Annotated in this window: 15 protein-coding genes; 13 read left to right on the top strand and 2 right to left on the bottom strand. The window is 63.9% G+C overall.

What is annotated here, in order from left to right; all coding sequences use genetic code 11:
* Positions 1-7: 7 nt before the first annotated feature.
* From F757_RS0120430 to F757_RS0120400, 7 genes are all read left to right on the top strand, one after another.
* Entirely contained in the window at positions 8-1,225 is a 1,218-nt protein-coding gene (locus F757_RS0120430; RefSeq protein ID WP_027213015.1) for an NAD(P)/FAD-dependent oxidoreductase, read from the top strand.
* 68 nt (positions 1,226-1,293) lie between these two features.
* The gene (rpsU, locus tag F757_RS0120425; protein ID WP_013342001.1) at positions 1,294-1,506 is read left to right on the top strand and encodes a 30S ribosomal protein S21; all 213 of its coding nucleotides are present in this window, start codon (positions 1,294-1,296) and stop codon (positions 1,504-1,506) included.
* Positions 1,507-1,746: 240 nt separating this feature from the next.
* Positions 1,747-2,193, top strand: a complete 447-nt coding sequence (locus F757_RS0120420) for a GatB/YqeY domain-containing protein (RefSeq protein ID WP_013342000.1) — start codon at positions 1,747-1,749, stop codon at positions 2,191-2,193.
* A gap of 175 nt (positions 2,194-2,368) precedes the next feature.
* A complete protein-coding gene (gene dnaG, locus F757_RS0120415) occupies positions 2,369-4,243 on the top strand; it encodes a DNA primase (RefSeq protein WP_027213014.1) in 1,875 nt (624 codons plus the stop codon).
* Between the two features lie 92 nt (positions 4,244-4,335).
* Positions 4,336-6,747 (top strand): RNA polymerase sigma factor RpoD, encoded by a 2,412-nt coding sequence (rpoD, locus tag F757_RS0120410; RefSeq protein ID WP_084530979.1) that lies wholly within the window; start codon positions 4,336-4,338, stop codon positions 6,745-6,747.
* A gap of 1,003 nt (positions 6,748-7,750) precedes the next feature.
* Positions 7,751-7,882, top strand: coding sequence for a hypothetical protein (locus F757_RS36855; RefSeq protein ID WP_269660386.1), 132 nt, complete (start codon positions 7,751-7,753; stop codon positions 7,880-7,882).
* Positions 7,883-8,256: 374 nt separating this feature from the next.
* Positions 8,257-8,811 (top strand): NADPH-dependent FMN reductase, encoded by a 555-nt coding sequence (locus tag F757_RS0120400; RefSeq protein WP_027213012.1) that lies wholly within the window; start codon positions 8,257-8,259, stop codon positions 8,809-8,811.
* A gap of 142 nt (positions 8,812-8,953) precedes the next feature.
* On the opposite strand, the gene F757_RS0120395 is transcribed toward F757_RS0120400, so the two are convergent.
* On the bottom strand, positions 8,954-10,204 hold the full coding sequence (locus tag F757_RS0120395) for a hypothetical protein (RefSeq protein WP_027213011.1): 1,251 nt from the start codon (positions 10,202-10,204) through the stop codon (positions 8,954-8,956).
* A 254-nt stretch (positions 10,205-10,458) separates the two neighbouring features.
* Positions 10,459-12,741 carry a hybrid sensor histidine kinase/response regulator gene (locus F757_RS0120390; protein WP_027213010.1) on the bottom strand — a complete coding sequence of 761 codons (2,283 nt, stop codon included), beginning with the start codon at positions 12,739-12,741 and terminating at the stop codon, positions 10,459-10,461.
* Positions 12,742-13,420: 679 nt separating this feature from the next.
* Here F757_RS0120390 and F757_RS0120380 point away from each other — a divergent pair.
* The 6 genes from F757_RS0120380 (at position 13,421) to shc (ending at position 19,815) form a co-directional block, all read left to right on the top strand.
* Positions 13,421-13,789 (top strand): response regulator, encoded by a 369-nt coding sequence (locus F757_RS0120380; protein ID WP_027213009.1) that lies wholly within the window; start codon positions 13,421-13,423, stop codon positions 13,787-13,789.
* Positions 13,782-14,405 carry a chemotaxis protein CheC gene (locus F757_RS0120375; RefSeq protein WP_027213008.1) on the top strand — a complete coding sequence of 208 codons (624 nt, stop codon included), beginning with the start codon at positions 13,782-13,784 and terminating at the stop codon, positions 14,403-14,405. The genes F757_RS0120380 and F757_RS0120375 overlap by 8 nt, the downstream gene beginning before the upstream one ends.
* Positions 14,402-15,340 carry a sensor domain-containing diguanylate cyclase gene (locus tag F757_RS0120370; RefSeq protein WP_027213007.1) on the top strand — a complete coding sequence of 313 codons (939 nt, stop codon included), beginning with the start codon at positions 14,402-14,404 and terminating at the stop codon, positions 15,338-15,340. The genes F757_RS0120375 and F757_RS0120370 overlap by 4 nt, the downstream gene beginning before the upstream one ends.
* Positions 15,341-15,573: 233 nt before the next feature.
* The gene (gene hpnD, locus F757_RS0120365) at positions 15,574-16,422 is read left to right on the top strand and encodes a presqualene diphosphate synthase HpnD (RefSeq protein WP_027213006.1); all 849 of its coding nucleotides are present in this window, start codon (positions 15,574-15,576) and stop codon (positions 16,420-16,422) included.
* A gap of 4 nt (positions 16,423-16,426) precedes the next feature.
* A complete protein-coding gene (gene hpnE, locus F757_RS0120360) occupies positions 16,427-17,734 on the top strand; it encodes a hydroxysqualene dehydroxylase HpnE (protein WP_027213005.1) in 1,308 nt (435 codons plus the stop codon).
* Positions 17,734-19,815, top strand: coding sequence for a squalene--hopene cyclase (gene shc / locus F757_RS0120355; RefSeq protein WP_027213004.1), 2,082 nt, complete (start codon positions 17,734-17,736; stop codon positions 19,813-19,815). Before hpnE ends, shc begins: the two co-directional genes overlap by 1 nt.
* The last annotated feature ends 2 nt before the right edge of the window (positions 19,816-19,817 follow it).

Raw genomic sequence — 19,817 nt, 5'->3', positions numbered from 1 at the left:
CGGCCCCATGGAATCCTTCGATATCGCGGTAATCGGCGCAGGCGCGGCCGGCATGATGTGCGCGGCCGTGGCCGGGCAATCGGGCCGGCATGTCGTGCTGATCGATCACTCGCAGCGTCTTGCGGAAAAGATCCGCATCTCAGGCGGCGGCCGCTGCAACTTCACGAATCTGTATGCGGGTCCGGCGAACTATCTGTCGGCGAATCCGCATTTTTGCCGTTCGGCGCTGGCGCGCTACACGCCGCGCGACTTCATGGGCTTGCTCAGGCGCCATCACGTGACCTGGCACGAGAAGCACAAGGGGCAGCTCTTTTGCAACGAGTCGAGCGACGCCGTCATCAACGTGCTGAAAAGCGAGTGCGACGCGGGGCGCGTCGCCTGGCGCACGCCGCTGTCGGTGGAACAGGTGAGGCAGGACGCCGAAGGCCGCTTCATGCTCGACACGAATGGCGGGCCGATTGCGGCGCGGGCGCTTGTCGTCGCGACCGGCGGCCTGTCCATTCCGAAGATCGGCGCGACTGACTTTGCTTTTCGTCTGGCCAAGCAGTTTGGTCACAAGCTGATCGACACGCGCCCGGCGCTGGTCCCGCTGACCTTTGCGGCAGCAGACTGGGAGCCGTTTGCTGCGCTTTCGGGGGTGTCGCTGGAAGTGCGGCTCGCGACGGGCAACAAGAAGACCGGCGCGCAGTTCGAAGAGGATTTGCTGCTCACCCACCGCGGCCTTTCCGGGCCCGGCGTGCTGCAAATTTCGAGCTACTGGCAGCCCGGCGAGCCGATCCACATCGACCTGCTGCCGAACCAGGACGCCGTTGCCGCGTTGCTGGAAGCGAAGAACGGAACCCGCCGGCAGATTGCGAATCTGTTGTCGGAATGGGTGCCGCAGCGGCTCGCCCACGTGTGGCTGGAAACCCACCAGATTCCCGCGGAAGCCCGGGTGGCCGATCTGCCGGACAAGGCGCTGCGGCGCATCGGCGAAGCGCTGTCGCGCTGGACGCTGACGCCGAACGGCACCGAAGGCTATCGCAAGGCCGAAGTGACGCGCGGCGGTGTGGACACGCGCGATCTTTCGTCGACCACGATGATGAGCACACGCGCCCCGGGCCTGTACTTCATCGGCGAGGCAGTGGATGTGACCGGCTGGCTTGGCGGCTACAATTTTCAGTGGGCCTGGGCGTCGGGCGTGGCGGCCGGCCAGGCGGCCGCAGAGTACGTCCGTGGGGCTTGACGGGCGAGTGGCTTTGTGTAAAAGCTCTGCTATACTCCTGAACCTTTACAAAGTTCCGTTATTGAAAAATGACGACCATCCGCGTAAAAGACAACGAGCCGTTTGAAGTCGCCATGCGCCGTTTCAAGCGCACCATGGAGAAAAACGGCTTGCTGACGGAACTTCGTGCGCGCGAGTTTTACGAAAAGCCTACGGCTGAGCGCAAGCGCAAGAAGGCGGCCGCGGTGAAGCGTCATTTCAAGCGTCTGCGCAGCCAGATGCTGCCAAAAAAGTTCTACTGATTCTGGTGTTGCCGCTGTTCCGGGCAAACGGAGCGGCGACATCCAACGGGCGAAGGCACACAGAACGCGTGCCGCCGTCCTAACAGGTCTTTTCAGACCAGCCGGCAGGGTCGCATCCACTACGCACATTGCGCAAACCCGCTTGAGGAAGCCGTCCCAAGCGGGTGTTCGTGTTCATGCGCGTACTCTTGCGTGGCCGACGCGGCCGGTTCTCAATTTTCAACGCATTCAGGGTGAGTGATGAGCCTCAAAGACCGGATCAACGACGATATGAAAGCCGCCATGCGGGCACGTGAGACTGAGCGTCTTGGCACGATCCGGCTGCTGCTCGCCGCGATCAAGCAACGCGAAGTGGACGAGCGCGTGACTCTCGACGACGCTGCGGTTACCGCTGTCGTCGACAAGATGATCAAGCAGCGCAAGGACTCGATTAGTCAGTTCGAAAGCGCAGGCCGCACGGACCTGGCCGACAAGGAAAAGGCCGAGCTGGCCATTCTCGCCGCGTATATGCCCGAGCAGATGACGGACGCGGAAATCGTTGCCGAAGTGCAGGCCGCGGTCGCGCAAACCGGTGCCGCCGGTCCGCAGGACATGGGCAAGGTGATGGGCGTGCTGAAGCCGAAGCTCGCCGGCCGTGCGGACATGACGGCGGTTTCCGCTCAGGTCAAGGCAGCGCTGGCGAAGTAACGCGTGTGCTCGGGTGATTGTGCGCGCCTTGCGATGCGCGTGCCCGCCGCAGACGGCAGGGCGCGGCGCGCAGGCTCGTGCCCCGAGCATCGAACGTCGTCAAGCCTCGTTGAGGCCGTTGAGCCCACCGAGTCGTATTGAGCTTTATTGATTCCTTCCGGCAGCGCCATTCACCGTGATTCCTCCGTCATTCCTGCAGGACCTGCTCAACCGCGTCGATATCGTCGACGTGGTGGGTCGGTATGTGCAGTTGAAAAAGGGCGGCGCGAACTTCATGGGACTGTGTCCGTTCCATAACGAGAAAAGCCCGTCGTTTACGGTGAGCCCTACCAAGCAGTTCTATCACTGCTTCGGCTGCGGCGCGCATGGAACGGCAATCGGTTTCCTGATGGAGCACGTGGGCGCCTCGTTTCCCGAGGCCGTCAACGAGCTCGCGCAGTCCGTCGGCCTGACGGTGCCGAATGAACCCTCGCCCGGCTATGGCGGCGGGGGCGCGTCGGGCGGCGGCTACTCGCCCGCGGCTTCCAAGGCTGTCACCACCGCGCTTTCCGACGTCATGCAGACAGCCTGCGACTACTACCGCAAGCAACTGCGCGGCGCGCCAGCGGCCATCCAGTATCTGAAAAAGCGCGGCTTGACCGGCGAAATTGCTGCGCGCTTCGGGCTCGGCTATGCACCGGACGGCTGGCAAAACCTCGAAGCCGCTTTCCCGAACTATCGCGACGACGCACTGGTCGGATCCGGTCTCGTGATCGTCAGCGAAAAATCGGACGCTCAGGGTCAGAACCGCCGCTACGACCGCTTTCGCGAGCGGATCATGTTCCCCATACGTAATGTGAAGGGGCAGGTGATCGGCTTCGGCGGCCGTGTGCTCGACGGCGGCGAGCCCAAGTATTTGAATTCGCCGGAAACGCCGCTATTTAACAAGGGCAGCGAGCTTTACGGCCTCTTCGAGGCGCGCCTCGCGATTCGGGAACAGCATTACGTGCTGGTCGTCGAAGGCTATATGGATGTGGTCGCACTGGCCCAGTTGGGCTTTCAGAACGCTGTCGCCACGCTCGGCACGGCCTGCACGCCGGTGCATGTGCAGAAACTGATGCGCCAGACCGACACGGTCATCTTCAGTTTCGACGGCGACTCAGCCGGCCGGCGCGCGGCGCGCCGCGCCCTGGACGCCTGTCTGCCGCACGCGGCGGACAACCGGACCATCCGCTTCCTGTTCCTGCCCGCGGAGCACGACCCGGACAGCTACGTGCGCGAGTTCGGCACTGCGGCGTTCGCCGAGCAGGTCGAACGGGCCATGCCGCTGTCACAGTTCATGCTCAACGAAGTGCTTGCCGGCAAGGAACTCGACCAGCCGGAAGGCAAGGCGCGCGCGCTCTTCGACGCGAAGCCGCTGTTGCAGGCGCTGCCCGCCAACGCGCTGCGCGCGCAGATCATGCATATGTTCGCCGACCGGCTCGACGTGCCGTTCGACGAGGTGGCCGCGCTCTGCGAGGTCGATTCGCGCATCGCGGCGGCCGCGCGCTCGGCGCCCGCGCGTAAGGACCGGCGCAGCGTGACGGGCATCGAAGAAAAGACGTTGCGCAATCTTGTGATGTATCCGCGCACCGTCGCCGTGCTCGACGAGGAGGCCGAGCAGGCGCTCCTCACCGTGACGCGGCACGGCGAACTGTTCGAGGAAGTGACGACACACGCGCGCGCACTTGGCGATTCGGCGGAGTTCCAGTTGCTCTCCGACCTATTGCGAAACGGGGCAAACGCCCCAACTTTCGAGGAAATCTTTCGCAAAATTCTGGACTATGATGAAAATGTCCGGGATTTGTTGCTGAAGGACCCGGAAGATGCGACCGTCATCGAGGAGCGGCGCGAGCAGGAAAGGATTGTCGGAGAGGAATTGAAAGCGGCGATTTTCAAGATGCGTTACGACGCTTATTGCGACCGTCTGGAGCAGCTTTCGCGGCAATCCCGGCACACGCCGGAGGAGTTCGCGGAACTCGCCGAGCTCAACCGGAAGCGGGCTGACATGAAGCGCCAGCTTGGCTTGTAGGCGGAGGCGCAGAAACCTGGGTGGTATAATTAAAGGTTTCCAGCGGTTTGTTTTTCAAAGGGTTTTCCTAGCAAAGGCGAAAAGGCGATGCGATGGCAAAGACGACAGGTGGAAAGAGCAAAACTGGCCCACGCTCCACGGAGCAGACCGGAAAGGTCACTTCGGCCAAGCTAGTTTCTTCCCCCCGGAAAGCGTCTGCTGCCAGCGTTACACCCGCTGCCGGGAGAAAGTCCTCGACCACTTCGGCCGCGCGAGCGGAGTCAACAGGAGTGGCAAAGGCGGTGGCGAAGTCGGCGCAAGCCGTGCCACCTCCGGCTGAGAGGCGGCCGGGTGTCAGAAGCGCAAGGGAAGCGGCTGTCGCGCAGGACGATGCGGCAGTGCGCGAGACTCCAGTATCCACGGTTCAACCGGCTGTTGTCCACCAGCCGCGAGTCGAGACTACAGCCGGTACGGCGAACTCCATGACGAAAAAGCTGAATGAAGTACCCGTCGATGACGACGCAACCCAGAGCGAAGAAACCCCAGTGGCCGCTTCCGGCAAAGTGGAAAAGGCCAAGGCTCGCGACCGTCGCGCCAAGGAAAAGGCGCTGCTGAAAGACGCGTTTTCGTCGTCGCAGCCCGGCACGGTCGAGGAACTCGAAGAGCGCCGCTCGAAATTGCGCGCGCTCATCAAGCTCGGCAAGGAGCGCGGCTTCCTCACGTACGCCGAAATCAACGATCACCTGCCGGACAATTTCACAGAGACCGAGGCGATCGAAGGCATTATCAGCACGTTCAACGACATGGGCGTGGCTGTGTACGAGCAGGCGCCCGACGCGGAAACGCTGCTGCTGAACGACAACGCGCCCGCCGCTTCGTCCGACGACGAAGTAGAAGAGGAAGCCGAAGTCGCGCTGTCCACAGTCGACTCCGAATTCGGCCGCACGACCGACCCGGTGCGCATGTACATGCGTGAAATGGGCACGGTCGAGTTGCTCACGCGCGAAGGCGAAATCGAAATCGCGAAGCGGATCGAAGACGGCCTGAAGCACATGGTGATGGCCATCTCGGCCTGTCCGACCACGATTGCCGACATTCTGGCCATGGCCGAGCGCGTCGCCAACGAGGAAATCCGCATCGACGAACTGGTCGATGGCCTGATCGACGCCGACGCGGAAGACGCGGACGGCTTCTCGGTGCAGGAGGCGGAAGCCATCGAGAGCGAGGACGAGGAAGAAGAGGAAGAGGAAGAAGGCGACGAGGAAGAAGACGACGGCACGGCGCAGGCCACGGCCAACGCAGCGCAAATGGAAGCGCTCAAGCGTGCGTCGCTCGAAAAGTTCGCCCTCATCAGCGAGTGGTTCGACAAGATGCGCCGCGCGTTCGAGAAGGAAGGCTACAAGTCCAAGTCCTACCTGAAGGCGCAGGAAACCATCCAGAACGAGCTGATGACCATTCGCTTCACCGCGCGTACTGTCGAGCGGCTGTGCGACACGTTGCGCGCCCAGGTGGACGAGGTGCGCCAGGTCGAGCGTCAGATTCTGCATACGGTGGTCGACAAGTGCGGCATGCCGCGTGCGGAATTCATCGCACGTTTCCCGGGCAGCGAAACGGACCTCGAATGGGCCGACAAGATCGTCAGCGAAGGTCATTCGTATAGCGCGATTCTCACGCGCAACATTCCTGCCATTCGCGAGCAGCAACAGCGTCTGCTGGATTTGCAGGCGCGTGTGGTGCTGCCGCTGAAGGACCTGAAGGAAACCAACCGTCAGATGGCGGCGGGCGAACTGAAGGCGCGGCAGGCCAAGCGCGAAATGACCGAGGCGAACTTGCGTCTCGTGATCTCGATTGCGAAGAAGTACACGAACCGGGGTCTGCAGTTCCTCGACCTGATTCAGGAAGGCAACATTGGCCTGATGAAGGCGGTGGACAAGTTCGAATATCGTCGGGGCTACAAGTTCTCCACGTACGCCACGTGGTGGATTCGCCAGGCCATTACGCGTTCGATTGCGGACCAGGCGCGCACGATCCGTATTCCGGTTCACATGATCGAGACGATCAACAAGATGAACCGCATCTCGCGTCAGATCCTGCAGGAAACCGGCCTCGAGCCGGATCCGGCAACTCTGGCCGAGAAGATGGAAATGCCGGAAGACAAGATCCGCAAGATCATGAAGATCGCGAAGGAGCCGATCTCCATGGAAACGCCGATCGGCGACGACGACGATTCGCATCTCGGCGACTTCATCGAAGACACGAATACTGTCGCGCCGGCGGACGCCGCGCTGCACGCGAGCATGCGCGATGTCGTGAAGGACGTGCTCGATTCGTTGACGCCGCGCGAAGCGAAGGTGCTGCGCATGCGCTTCGGTATCGAAATGAGCACCGATCACACGCTCGAAGAAGTCGGCAAGCAGTTCGACGTGACGCGTGAGCGGATCCGTCAGATCGAGGCGAAGGCGTTGCGCAAGCTGCGTCACCCGAGCCGTTCGGACAAGCTGAAGTCTTTCCTTGAAGGCAACTGATCGACGCGCTGCTCGTTGCGGTTCGCAGCGCTGCAAGAACTAGCGTCTGCCAGTAGCCGATCCCAAGGGGCCTCCCGGTCGTCTCACACCAGTGAAGCGATTGCGGAGGCCCCTTTTTCGTGTAGTATGGCGGCCAATCGGCGAACAGGCGCGGACTGCAAAGGTCCTTTCGTTGTTCGTCTTCCGTACGGTAGAATTTCGAGTTCTCGGGGCCTCTAGCTCATGCTTGGTTAGAGCAGCGGACTTAGCAAAGACTCACCTAAACCCTGCAGTTCGGCATGGTGAGTCATGAATGGGTTGCCTTGGGGTAAGTTAGCTCTGCCCCCTGGTAGAACTGCTCAAATTCGGGGAAACCTCTGCTGTTTTCGCAGCGTGGCAATCCCGAGCGAAGCTCTCTTAGAGAGAACGTGTAGAGACTGAACGGGCAGGTCGTAAAGACAAGAGACAGTCCAGACCACAAACCCGAAAGGGGCGGCGAAAGCCGTAGCTGGTTAGCATAATCCGTTGGTGCCGTGTTCGACTCACGGGAGGCCCACCAAACATCGCAGCGCCGCTCGTTACGGAGCGGCTGTGCACAATCAGGCATGAGTTGTCCGCCCGGACACTTTCTCGCCTTCCGTGCCCGCTAGTCCGCGGGCACGGCTTTCACTTCACGCGTAAGACGGCACCTTTCTTCAAGAGGACGAGGTAGCCCTTCCCCGCGTGCCGCTCACACAGATTCGCCTTACTTTTACGCGTGCCAGTGACACCAGGTAATGCCGACGGAAATGGATTATTGCGCGATTTGAAAACGCACCGTCGGTAGTTGCATTCGCGCAACCACCGGCCCGCAAAGGCACGCCAGTAGCGGGGCAGGTCTTTTGTCGGCATTCAAGCCCTGCCGATCATTTCAGAAAGTGAAAAGAAGTCTTCCGGTCTTGCCTGTTTTTAGGGGAACGCTGAATCGCTATTCTTCGGCCATCGATCACCGGGATCGCCAGCCACATTCAATAGGAGTAGCACCATGAAACGCATTCTCTCTGCCCTGATCGCTTCCATCGCCCTGTTCGCCGCCGCTTCGGGCGCCGCTCATGCCGCAGCGCCTTCGCAGTGCAACGGGCCCGCGTCGTACTGCAACGTATTCTTCGGCAACTAACTGGCCATCGGTGCCGTTAGCCGGCCAACAAGGGCGCCCGTAGCGGCGCCCTTGCCACATCTGGACGGTTTATGCGTGTCAAACCGCGGTGGACGACAGGCGCCAGCAAATTACCGTTGCCTCCAATCGGGACAGGCCGAAGGCAGGCTTGATTGACAAGGCAAAAGTACCAGTTATCCACAAGGTTATTCAGTAAATCTGTGGATAACTTTTGCGCGGCCGGAATTTATCCACCGCCTCCGGTGAAAACCGCCGCGCGACCGACATTTGGCCGAGAGATTGCCTTCCGCGAGCACCGCAACTGCGCTTTTTGCTTATGATGGGCAGTTCGTACCCCTTCGCGCCTAGAGCGCCTAATACAGAGGAAGCGAATCATGGCCCTACATATCGCAGTCGTCGTCGGCAGCCTGCGCCGCGAGTCGTTCAACCGTCAGCTGGCCCAAGCGGTCATTTCCCTCGCACCGCCTGATCTCACGTTCGAGTTCATCGATATCGGTTCGTTGCCCCTTTACAGCCAGGAGTACGACGCCGATTTCCCCGAGACCGCCAGACAGCTCAAACAGCGCGTGGAAGCCGCCGACGGCCTGCTGTTCGTCACGCCCGAATACAACCGCTCGATACCCGGCGTGCTGAAGAACGCGCTCGACTGGGGCTCGCGTCCGTGGGGTGCGAATTCGTGGGGCAACAAGCCGGGCGCGGTGATCGGCACCTCGGTGGGCGCGACTGGCTCGGCGCTCGCGCAGCAGCATCTGCGCAATGTGCTGGCCTATCTGGACGTCGCGACGCTCGGCCAGCCAGAGGTGTTCATCAAGCACGATCCGGCGGTCATCAACGAGAAAGGCGAGATTCTCAACGACGGCACGCGCAAGTTCTTGCAGGGTTTTGTCGACCGCTACGTCGCGTGGGTCAAGCGGCATGCCGCTGCCTGAGGTTGCCCTGGAGTTGACCTGTAGCGTTTGCGGCTAACCGTTGGCCTTGCCCACGGCGGTCCGCGATCTCAACTGGTGTTGAATGCGGCGGCGCGCCCGAAGTTTCCCGGCGCGCCGCCGCGCCGCCTAGCTCTTCCTGCTTCTACACGTGATGATGTCCCGTCACGCGTTCCCAGCCATGACGCACGGCGAGCTTGAAGCGCTCCCACGTGCTGTTGTCCGCCGCCGTCGATTCCCAGTGACGCCGCGCCTCCGGTTCCACGTCGTCCCACGCCCTGTCGCGATAACGCACGTCCTGGCCGATCTCGGCACCGTAGCGGTAAGCCGGCACATAGTCCTCGTAACGCGAGTCGTCAGCCGAATATTGCTCGTCGTAATGCGTGCGAAAGTCTTCCTCGTACTCGAGATATTCGTTGGGAATCTGTCCGCTCAAACCCGACGTAGGATGTGCGGCGCTGGAGACCACTTCCGATGGCTGCATGACTGCGCCCGATCCCGGCGCCGAACCAGCGGCAATGGCGCTGCGCCCGGCGTCGTCGGCTAGAGGATCACGCATGGGTTCGTTCAGCGGATCGGTGGCCGGACGCTCGCTGATCGGCGGCGGCACGAACGGTTCGGCGTCGGTGCTGCGCGGGGGCGCCGTGTACAGTGGATCCGCCGCCGTGGCCGCGTGCGTGGCCGCGCCGGAGCCGGGAGCGGCAGGCGAGCTGACGCTGCTGGCAGGCGTTGCCGGCGTTCCGGTTGTCATTGCCGCCGCGCCAGTGCCGGCGGGCACAGACGTACCCGCGCCAGTTCCAATTCCAGTCCCGGTCCCAGTGGCCTCCGGAGGCGACGTCCACGTCGCTGTGCCTGGCCCGCCGGTGCCCATCGCCGCGCCCATTCCCGTTCCCGCGGACGTCATCGTGTCGCGGTCTGCAGCTTCGCCGAATCCGCTTTCTGCGCCACGCGGCGCGGCTGTGGTTACGGTGCCGATTCCGAGCTCATCCAGCAACGAATGCTCGCGCGCGCTTTCGGTGGCCGTGTGCGTGCTCCAGTCGGCCGAGCGCTCGCCAATATCCGTTGCGCCAAGCCGCGTCAGCGTGTTGCGAGCGAGTTCTGCGTGCGATTCGCTGGCAGCGTCGATCACCACGAGCACCGCGCCACGGCGCACCGCTTCGGTATAGCGGGCGGTCTCCGGCGCGCGCGGGCCGCTTGCAAACAGGCTCGACAGAAAACGTTCGATATTGGCAAGCACGCCGGAACCGGCCACTTCGTCAGTCGCCGAGCCGACCGAGGGCTCGGCGTTCGCCTGCAAATCGATGGCGTCCCGAGCAAAACCGGTCTGCACTAGCGTATCGCGCGCGGCTTCGGCATCTGCATAGGTGTTGAATAGACCAATCACGGTATGTCGCATGGCTGTCTCCCTTTGGGGTAGGACAGCGCGCGGTGCGCCGTCCCCATTCCCGACCAGCGCCGCAACCTTCATGCCGGACATGCGGCGCGCACGGCGCCCGCCGCCGTGGGCTTGCGCTAAAAACCGCTGCCAAGGCTCGCACAACGGGCAGCAGCCCGCGCATTTTTACAATCGGGCGTAACGGCGAACGAAACGGCGAACGAAACGGCGAAAGAAACGGCGAAAGAAACGGCAAACCGGGCCGGAAACGCCCGCTACAGCACCTGATGCGTCGCCGGATCCAGCCCGCTGTGCGCGAGTTCGCGCTGAATGCCCTCCAGAAGGCTTTCCAGCAGAGCGATGTCGAAGGGCTTGGACAGCACCCGCACATTGACCTGCCGCGCGCGGTCGAGCTCTTCCGCGTAGCCGGTCACGAGAATGACCGGCAGGTTGATGTCGAACCCGCGGATGGCTTCCGCCAGGTCAATGCCGTTGAGCGCCCCCGGCATATGAATGTCCGACAGCACGACGTCGAACGGCAGCGGCTCGCCGCTGCGAGTGTGTTGCGCGCGCGCATCCTCCAGCAGACTCAAGGCCATGTCCGCATTCGGCACGCACGTGACGTGGTGGCCCATCATCTGCAGCAGTGCTTCGGTGCCCGCGGCCACTTCCTCGTTGTCCTCGACAAGCAGCACGCGTAGTCCGTGCGAGGCGTCAAGGTCTTCGGTGCCGGTTTCGGCCGGCCCGTCGACTACCGGCTCTTCCGTCGCGCGCGGCAGATAGAGCCGCACGGAGGTGCCCGCGCCGACGGCGCTGTCGATCGCGGCCAGCCCGCCCGAGCGCTCACAGAAGGCAAACACCTGCGGCAGACCGAGCCCCGTGCCCATGCCCTTTGCCTTGGTCGTGAAAAGCGGCTCGAAGGCGCGCGCGAGCACCTCGGGCGCCATGCCGACGCCGGTGTCCTCCAGCGACACCTGGACGAACTCGCCGGTCAGCGGGAAGCCGTCTTCGTGACGGAACGTGATGTTGGTCGCGCGCACGGTGAAACGTCCGCCGTTGGGCATGGCGTCGCGCGCGTTCACGGCGATGTTGATGAGCGCGAGCTCAAGCTCGGCGACGTCCACGCGCATCGGCCAGAGGCCGACGCCGATATCGATAACCAGCGAAACCTTGGCCCCGAGCGACGCGCGCAGCAGGTCGCGGCACGCCGGCAGCCAGCGTTCGAGCGCGACGGTTTCGTTGCGCAGCGGCTGCTTGCGTGCGACACCCAGCAACTGCCGGGTGAGCGATTGCCCGCTCTTGAGCGCCCGCTCCATGGCGGACAGCTCGCGATCCAATCCGCTCGCACCGCGCCGGCGCGCAATCTGAACGTTCGCCGAAAGGATCATCAAGAGATTGTTGAAGTCGTGCGCGACGCTGCCCACCAGCGTGCCGAGCGCTTCCATCTTGCGCGACTGACGGTACGCCGATTCGATGGACCGGCGCATGGAGGCTTCCGCCTGCCAGCGCTCCCAGGCTTCTTCCTCGGCGCCGAGCCGCCGCAAGGAAAGCCAGATCACGCACCACAGGGCGACGGACGGCGTGAATATCGACAGAACCAGCACCGCAAGGTGCCGATACCACGCGGCCCACATAGCCGACGCGCGATAGCCGCACATCACATAAACCGGATACGAGCCGACATGCCGGAATGCGACGATCATGTTGTCGCCGTCGATATTCGAGCGCATGCGCGTCACGCCGGCGCGCCGTCCCTCTTTCATGGCCCCGGCGAACGGCGAGTCGGCAGCGACGGCGGTGGGTTCGCCCGGGCGGCGCGGGTAGTGAGCGAGGACGGCGCCGTCGGCGCGCACGAGGCTCATGGTCATCGGCACGCCGTCGTTGCCGCCCAGCAGCTCGCGGTAGAACGCGTCGAAATAGCTCGGGCGCAGCGCGACCGACACCACGCCGGCGAACGTGCCGTCGGGCGCGCGCCGCTCGATGCCGGAATTGAACACCTGCTCGCCGGCGACGTGCCCCGACATTACTTTCGACACATGTTCGAGGTCGCGGCCTTCGCGCAGGCCGACGAAGTCTTCGCGGTCGCCGATCGACACCGGCGGCGCCGGATAGAACCGGCTGCTCACGAGCAAGGTGCCGTCGCGGCCGAAAATGGACACCGCGGCGACCTGCGGATAGCCGCCGCCCATGGTGCGGACTTTCTGGTGAATGGCGGCCTCGCGTGCGCGTATGCTCGCGTCGTCGAGGCCTTCCGTCAAATCGACGATGCGCGTGTCGAGCGTTTCGTTCATGTCGAACACTTTGAGCGCGTGTTCCTCGGCGATGCGCACGGTGCGCAGCGTCATGTCGGTGGCGTCGGCTTCGCGGCTGCGCATGTCGTTGAACGCCATGGCCGCGACGTAAAGGCACGGCAGCACGATCGCGGCGACCAGCAGCGCGATCAACGTCATGCGCCGCACGTGAAAGTTCTGCTCCGGCACGCTGGGAAACACCGCGTCGCCCTGCCCGTCGTTGGAAAGGCGGCTCGCTCGGTGCGGATCGAACCGGTCAGATGTCATTGTTAAACGCTCGGCCTTTCAAAACGTAAAGACACAGGAATGATACGTGAAGCATAGTCGCTGAACGGCGGTAGAAGTTACCGTAATGGCTGGTGTTCGCAGTTTTCGGGCGCAATTCATCAGCCTTTTAAAACAGTGACAAACTGGCAAGCGCAAACGTACACAAAAGTATAAACGGTATAAAAACTATAATTATGCAGCGTGTATGTTTTCCTAAAGCGACTAACTCAGGAAGATATTGTTAGCTGGTGAAAAATACCGCGTATTGCTTTTCGGCGGTATTGCTTTGAGAATCGATCCCACGACAAAAAGTGCGTCCGCCATGTTCGAACGCACGCGCCGCGAGGGCACCGGATCATGCGTACGCGCGTGAGTGCCGGCGTTCGCGGAAACCACGCGCGCGCGGCACGGGGATCAGCCAGGTTCCAGCGAGCCGCGCCGATTCTATACGGGGTAGGCTCAACATGCCGGTCATAACCGTCGTCCGCCGCACGTACGCGCGTTTCCGCGCGAGCAAGGCGTGCGCCAAACGCGCCTCGCCGCGCCTCATTCCCGCCTGTCTGCAAGCCGCCTCCCAGCAGGCGCACGCGCATCGCGACGCGCGCCGTCGCACGTCACCCTAAAGAGTTCGGGCTATCCGCCGTTAACCCGCACGAGCTTATTCCGTCTGTAGACCGCCATGCCTTTGCCTATCGTGATCGCCGATGATTCGTTGCTTGCCCGCAAGGTGCTCACCAAGGCATTGCCGCCGGATTGGGACGTGGACGTGTCTTACGCATCGAACGGACGCGAAGCGCTCGCTTTATATCGTCAAGGGAAAGCCTCGGTGATGTTCCTCGACCTCACCATGCCTGACATGAACGGCTACCAGGTGCTCGAGGCGTTGCAGCATGAGGACCTGAACACCTTCGTCATCGTCGTCTCGGCCGATATCCAGCCGATGGCGCAGGCGCGCGTGCGCGCGCTTGGCGCCGCGGCGTTCATCGCCAAACCCGTGACGCCGGAGGCGGTACTGCCCATCCTCAAGGAGTACGGGTTGTATGTCTGAGCCAGTCCTCAACGAAGACCAGCGCGACGCGCTGCAAGAGGTCGCCAATCTGGCGATGGGCCAAGCCGCGACGCGTCTCGCGCGGCTGCTCGATTCGTTCATCGAATTGTCGGTGCCGCGCGTCAGGGTGGTAGCGGTGACCGAGGCAGCGCAGGCGCTGAGGGAAATGACCGGCATCCAGGACCCGGTGAGCGCCGTGCGTCAGGGCTTTCGTTCGGACATCAAGGGCGAGGCGCTGGTAATTTGCCGCAGCGACAGCGTGGACGACCTGTGCGCGCTCGTAAGCGATCCCTACTCGCGCTCGGCATACGAATCGGTGAGTCAGAAGGAACTGATGTTCGACGTCGCGAACGTGCTCACCGGTGCGTGCGTGTCGTGCATCCTGGACCAGCTTGGCCGTACCCCGGTGTTCTCCGCGCCGGGCCTGCTCGGCGACGCGCTCACGCTCGACGAAGTATTCCAGCCCGGCGTGCTGCAATGGGAAGTCGCGCTGCTCGTCGAGGTCAATTTCACGCTGGAAGATCAGAGCTTCCGCGCGCACCTCGTGATGCTGATGGCGGAAGAGTCCATCCGCCACATGAACGACGCGCTCGACGCGCTGCTGTCCAGCCTATGAGTTCGCCCGTGCAGTCGTTGAGCGATATGGTGGTGGAGCGGGTCGGCTTTGGCATCTTCGTGCTCGACCGCGACATGAACGTGCTCATGTGGAATCGCTTCATGCAAGACCACAGCGGGTTGTCGGCGGAGCAGGTGGTCGGCAAATCGCTGTTCACGCATTTTCCGGAACTGCCGCGCGTGTGGTTGTCGCGCAAGATTGAAAGCGTGTTTCAACTCGGCAGTTTTGCGTTCAGCTCATGGGAGCAGCGCCCGTACCTGTTCAAGTTCGATCACGACCGGCCCATCACCGGCGGCGTGGACTACATGCAGCAGGACTGCACCTTCATGCCGCTTACGCGCGAACGCGAAGTGGTGGCCGTTTGCGTGACGATCTCGGATGTCACGCACGTGAGCATCGTGCAGCGCGAGCGCGAGGAGGCTGTGGCCAAGCTGCAGGAGTACGCGGACCGCGACGGACTCACCGGCATTGCCAACCGCCGCTATTTCGAGGCGCGGCTGCTCGACGAATACACGCGTTGGCAGCGCTATGGCGGCGATATGTCGGTGCTGCTGTTCGATCTCGACCACTTCAAGAAGATCAACGACCAGTTTGGTCACGGCGTTGGCGACACGGTGCTGCGCGCGATGGCGCAGCGCGTGGCCGGCGTCGTGCGGGCGCAGGACACCTTCGGGCGTTTCGGCGGCGAAGAGTTCGCGCTGTTGCTGCCATGCACGCCGCTCGAAGACGCGATGCGCGTCGCCGAAAAAATCCGCTGCACGATCGCGGATACGCCGGTGGAAGTGCAGGGCACCAGCGTGCCGGTAACCGCGAGTGTGGGCGGCGCGGCGGCGCGGCCCGGCTTGCCCGCCTACGATGTGTTGATCAACGAGGCCGACGCGGCGCTCTACAGCGCCAAGCGCCAGGGGCGCAACCGCTGCGTCGCACTGACCTGAGACGCGCGGCGGCGCGCGATCTGGCGCGCCGAGTCGGCCGCTTTGTCCACCGCTTTGTTCACGTTTGGGCGGGCGAAACTGCGGCGTCTCACAAACGTTGATATACTTTTCGCCGTTTCCGGCATCCCAGCCGTCTGTTTCGCGCGTGTCCGCGCGCGCGGGCCGCCCGCCCTGCGGCGAGGCATAACAATTACTGAACGCCTTTCAGCGGGCGCCCTCCTGCGGAGATCGTCTTGGCTGTTTCCAATCCTGTCGTGGACGATACTGAAATCGACGCCGCTGCCGCCACGTCCGGCAGCTCGTTCTATCTCGCAATGCGCATCCTGCCGGCCGCGCAACGCGACGCGATGTATCAGGTCTACGCTTTCTGCCGCGCGGTCGACGACATTGCCGACAGCGACTTGCCGCGCGCCGACCGTGCCGCCGCGCTGGAGCGCTGGCGCGCCGACATCGACGCGTGCTATGCCGGCGCGCCGCGCGCTTCGTTGCGCGCGTTGACGCGGCACATTCACACGTTCCATCTGCAGCGCGAAGATTTTCACGCGATGATCGACGGCATGGCGATGGACGCGGCTGCCGACATCTGCGCGCCCGACGAAGCCACGCTCGACCTGTATTGCGACCGCGTCGCGAGCGCAGCGGGCCGCCTTTCGGTGAGAATATTCGGGATGCAGGAGGAGCCAGGCCGTTTGCTGGCGCACCATCTGGGCCGCGCGCTGCAGCTCACGAACATTCTGCGCGACATCGACGAAGACGCCGGCATCAACCGTTGCTATCTGCCGCGCGAGCTGCTGGCGCGCGAAGGCATCGCGATCACCAACCCGGCGCAGATCGCCGACGACCCCTCGCTGCCGCGCGTGTGTGCGACGCTTGCCGCGCGCGCACGCGAACACTTTGCGGCGTCCGATGCGATCATGGACCGCGAGCCGCGCAGCCAGGTGCGCGCGCCGCGCATCATGTCGGGCGTCTACCATGTGCTGCTCGAGCGCACGCTCGAGCGCGGCTTCGACATTCCGCGCACGAAGGTCAGTAAGCCGAAGCTGCGCTTGCTATGGATCGTCGCGCGCTACGCGCTTTTCTGAGCTGATGTCGAGGCTCGTACATGTGGTCGGCGCGGGCCTCGCCGGCCTCGCCGCCGCGGTGCAGTTGCAGCGGCGCGGCGCGCGGGTCGTGTTGCACGAGGCGGCCGCGCAGGCCGGCGGCCGTTGCCGTTCGTTTTACGACGCGAAACTCGGCGCGACGATCGACAGCGGCAATCACCTGATCATGTCGGGCAATGCCGCCACGCTGAACTATCTGCGGGCGATCGGCTCTGCGGACGAACTGACGGGACCGGCGCTGCCGGAATTCCCTTTCGTCGACCTGGCCAGCCGCGCGCGCTGGACCGTGCGCATGTCGCCTGGCCGCCTGCCGTGGTGGATCTTCGATCCGAACATGCGCGTGCCGAACACCGGCCCGAGCGATTATCTGAACGTGGTGCCGCTGCTTTTCGCGAAGCCTGGCCGCAGTGTCGCCCAGACCATGCGCAGCAACGGCCCGCTGTGGGACCGCCTGCTCGCGCCGCTGTTTCGCGCTCTGCTCAATGTGGAGCCGCGCGAGGCGTCGGCGGAAATGACTGCGGCGGCGGTGCGCGAGATGCTGATCTCGGGCGGTCAGGCAACCAGGACGCTGGTCGCGCGCCACGGCCTGAGCAGCGCGTTCGTCGACCCGGCGTTGCGGCTGCTGCAGCATGGCGGCGCGACTATCGAACTGGATTCGCGGCTGGAGAAAATGGTGTATGCCGCGCACGCACGAGCCAACGCCAACGCTCACGCCAACGCTCAGGCAATTTCCAGCCGCGTCGAGGCGCTGAATTTCGCGGCAGGCAGCATTGCGCTCGACAGGAACCATGCCGTGATCCTCGCGGTTTCGCCGGACGTCGCGCAGACGCTCGTTCCAGGTCTGCGTGCGCCGACCCGCTTTGCCGCGACCGTCAGCGTGCATTTCAGCATCGAGCCGCCGTTCAAGCTCGCGCCGGTTACGGGCCTCGTCAACGGAACGGCGCAATGGCTGTTTGCGTTCGACGGACGCCTTGCGGCGACGGTCTACGGCGCTCAGGAACTGATCGACACGCCGGCCGAAGATCTCGCCGCACGCGTATGGGCCGAGGTCGCTCAGGCGGCCAATCTGCCCGCCGCGGCGATGCCGGCCTACCAGGTCGTGATCGACAGAAACGCGACATTCGCCGCGCTGCCGGACCAGGAAACGCTGCGTCCCGGCACGCGGACTCGCTGGAACAATCTGATGCTCGCGGGCGACTGGACGGCTACCGGCCTGCCCGCGACGATTGAAGGCGCGATCCGCTCCGGCCAGAAGGCCGCGGATACGCTGCTGAATCAACCGATGGAACGCTGATGAACGACCTATCTCAAGCTCATGTGCTGGCCGCCGCCGGGCCCGAAAACGCCGGCGAAAACGGGACTGCGCCGGCTGCGGCGAGCACTGCGACCGCAACCGCGCCTGCAACGGCAACCGCAACGGCAAGCGCCGCCGCCTCCGCCGGGGTTGCTCCCGCGCTCGACGCCGCCATCACGCGCGCGACCGACGCGATCCTCGCTGCGCAGAATGCGGACGGCCACTGGGTCTACGAACTGGAAGCGGACGCAACGATTCCCGCCGAATACGTGCTCCTCGTGCATTACCTCGGCGAGGCGCCGAACCTCGAACTCGAGCGGAAGATCGCGCGTTACCTGCGGCGTATCCAGTTGCCGGACGGCGGCTGGCCGCTTTTCACCGACGGCGCGCTCGACGTCAGCGCAAGTGTGAAGGCGTACTTTGCGCTGAAGATGATCGGCGACCCGGTGGATGCCGAGCACATGGTCCGCGCGCGCGAGGCGATACTCGCGCACGGCGGCGCGGAGGCCGTGAACGTTTTTACGCGCATTCTGCTCGCGCTTTTCGGCGTGGTGTCGTGGCGCGCCGTGCCGATGATGCCGGTGGAAATCACGTTGCTGCCCATGTGGTTCCCGTTCCATCTGTCGAAGGTGTCGTACTGGGCGCGCACCGTGATCGTGCCGCTGCTCGTGCTCAACGCGAAGCGCCCGCTCGCGCGCAATCCGCGCCGCGTGCGCATCGACGAACTGTTCCGCGGCGCGCCGGTGAATACCGGCATGCCGGCGCGTGCGCCGCATCAGCACGTCGGCTGGTTCCGCTTTTTCCGTGTGGTCGACACGGTGCTGCGCGCGGTCGACGGGCTGTTCCCGAAGGCCACGCGCGAGCGCGCCGTGCGGCAGGCGGTGGCGTTCGTCGACGAACGGCTGAACGGCGAAGACGGCCTCGGCGCGATCTTCCCGGCTATGGCCAACTCGGTGATGATGTACGACGTGCTCGGCTATCCAGCCGATCATCCGAACCGGGCTATCGCGCGCCAGTCGATTGAAAAGCTGCTCGTCATCAAGGACGACGAAGCGTATTGCCAGCCGTGTCTGTCGCCGGTGTGGGACACGTCGCTCGCGGCGCACGCGCTGCTCGAAACGGGCGAGCTGCGCGCGGAGCAGGCGGCGGAACGCGGACTCGCGTGGTTGCGTCCATTGCAGATTCTCGACGTGCGCGGCGACTGGATTTCGCGCCGGCCGAACGTGCGTCCGGGCGGCTGGGCATTCCAGTACAACAACGCGTATTACCCCGATGTCGACGATACGGCGGTGGTCGCGATGGCGATGCATCGTTCGGGGGCGCTCACGCAGTCGGACGTGGATCGCGAGGCGATTGCGCGGGCGCGCGAATGGGTCGTCGGCATGCAGAGCAGCGACGGCGGCTGGGGCGCGTTCGAACCGGAAAACACGCAGTACTACCTGAACAACATTCCGTTCTCGGACCACGGCGCGTTGCTCGATCCGCCGACCGCGGACGTGTCGGGCCGTTGCCTGTCGATGCTCGCGCAACTCGGGGAACTGCCGCAGAACAGCGAACCGGCGCAACGCGCGCTCGACTACATGCTCAAGGAGCAGGAACCGGACGGCAGCTGGTACGGTCGGTGGGGCCTGAACTACATCTACGGCACGTGGACCGCGCTCTGTTCGCTGAACGCGGCTGGCATGCCGCACGACGATCCGCGCGTCCGGCGCGCCGTCCAATGGCTTCTGTCGATTCAGAACGAAGACGGCGGTTGGGGCGAGGGCGGCGAGAGCTACAAGCTGGACTATCGCGGCTACGAGCGTGCCCCGAGCACCGCCTCGCAAACCGCATGGGCGCTGTTGGGCCTGATGGCGGCCGGCGAAGTGAATAACGAGGCGGTCACACGCGGCATCGGCTATTTGCAGCGCGAACAGCGCGAGCACGGCCTGTGGGACGAAACGCGCTTTACGGCGACCGGGTTCCCGCGCGTGTTCTATCTGCGTTACCACGGCTATCGCAAGTTCTTCCCGCTGTGGGCGTTGGCGCGCTTCCGTCACTTGAAGCGCAACGGGCTGACGCGCGTCGCGGTCGGGATGTAACG

Source organism: Burkholderia sp. WSM2232 (assembly GCF_000472545.1).
In the GTDB taxonomy this organism is placed as follows: Bacteria; Pseudomonadota; Gammaproteobacteria; order Burkholderiales; family Burkholderiaceae; genus Paraburkholderia.
This window is presented reverse-complemented; position numbering and strand designations above follow the sequence as displayed.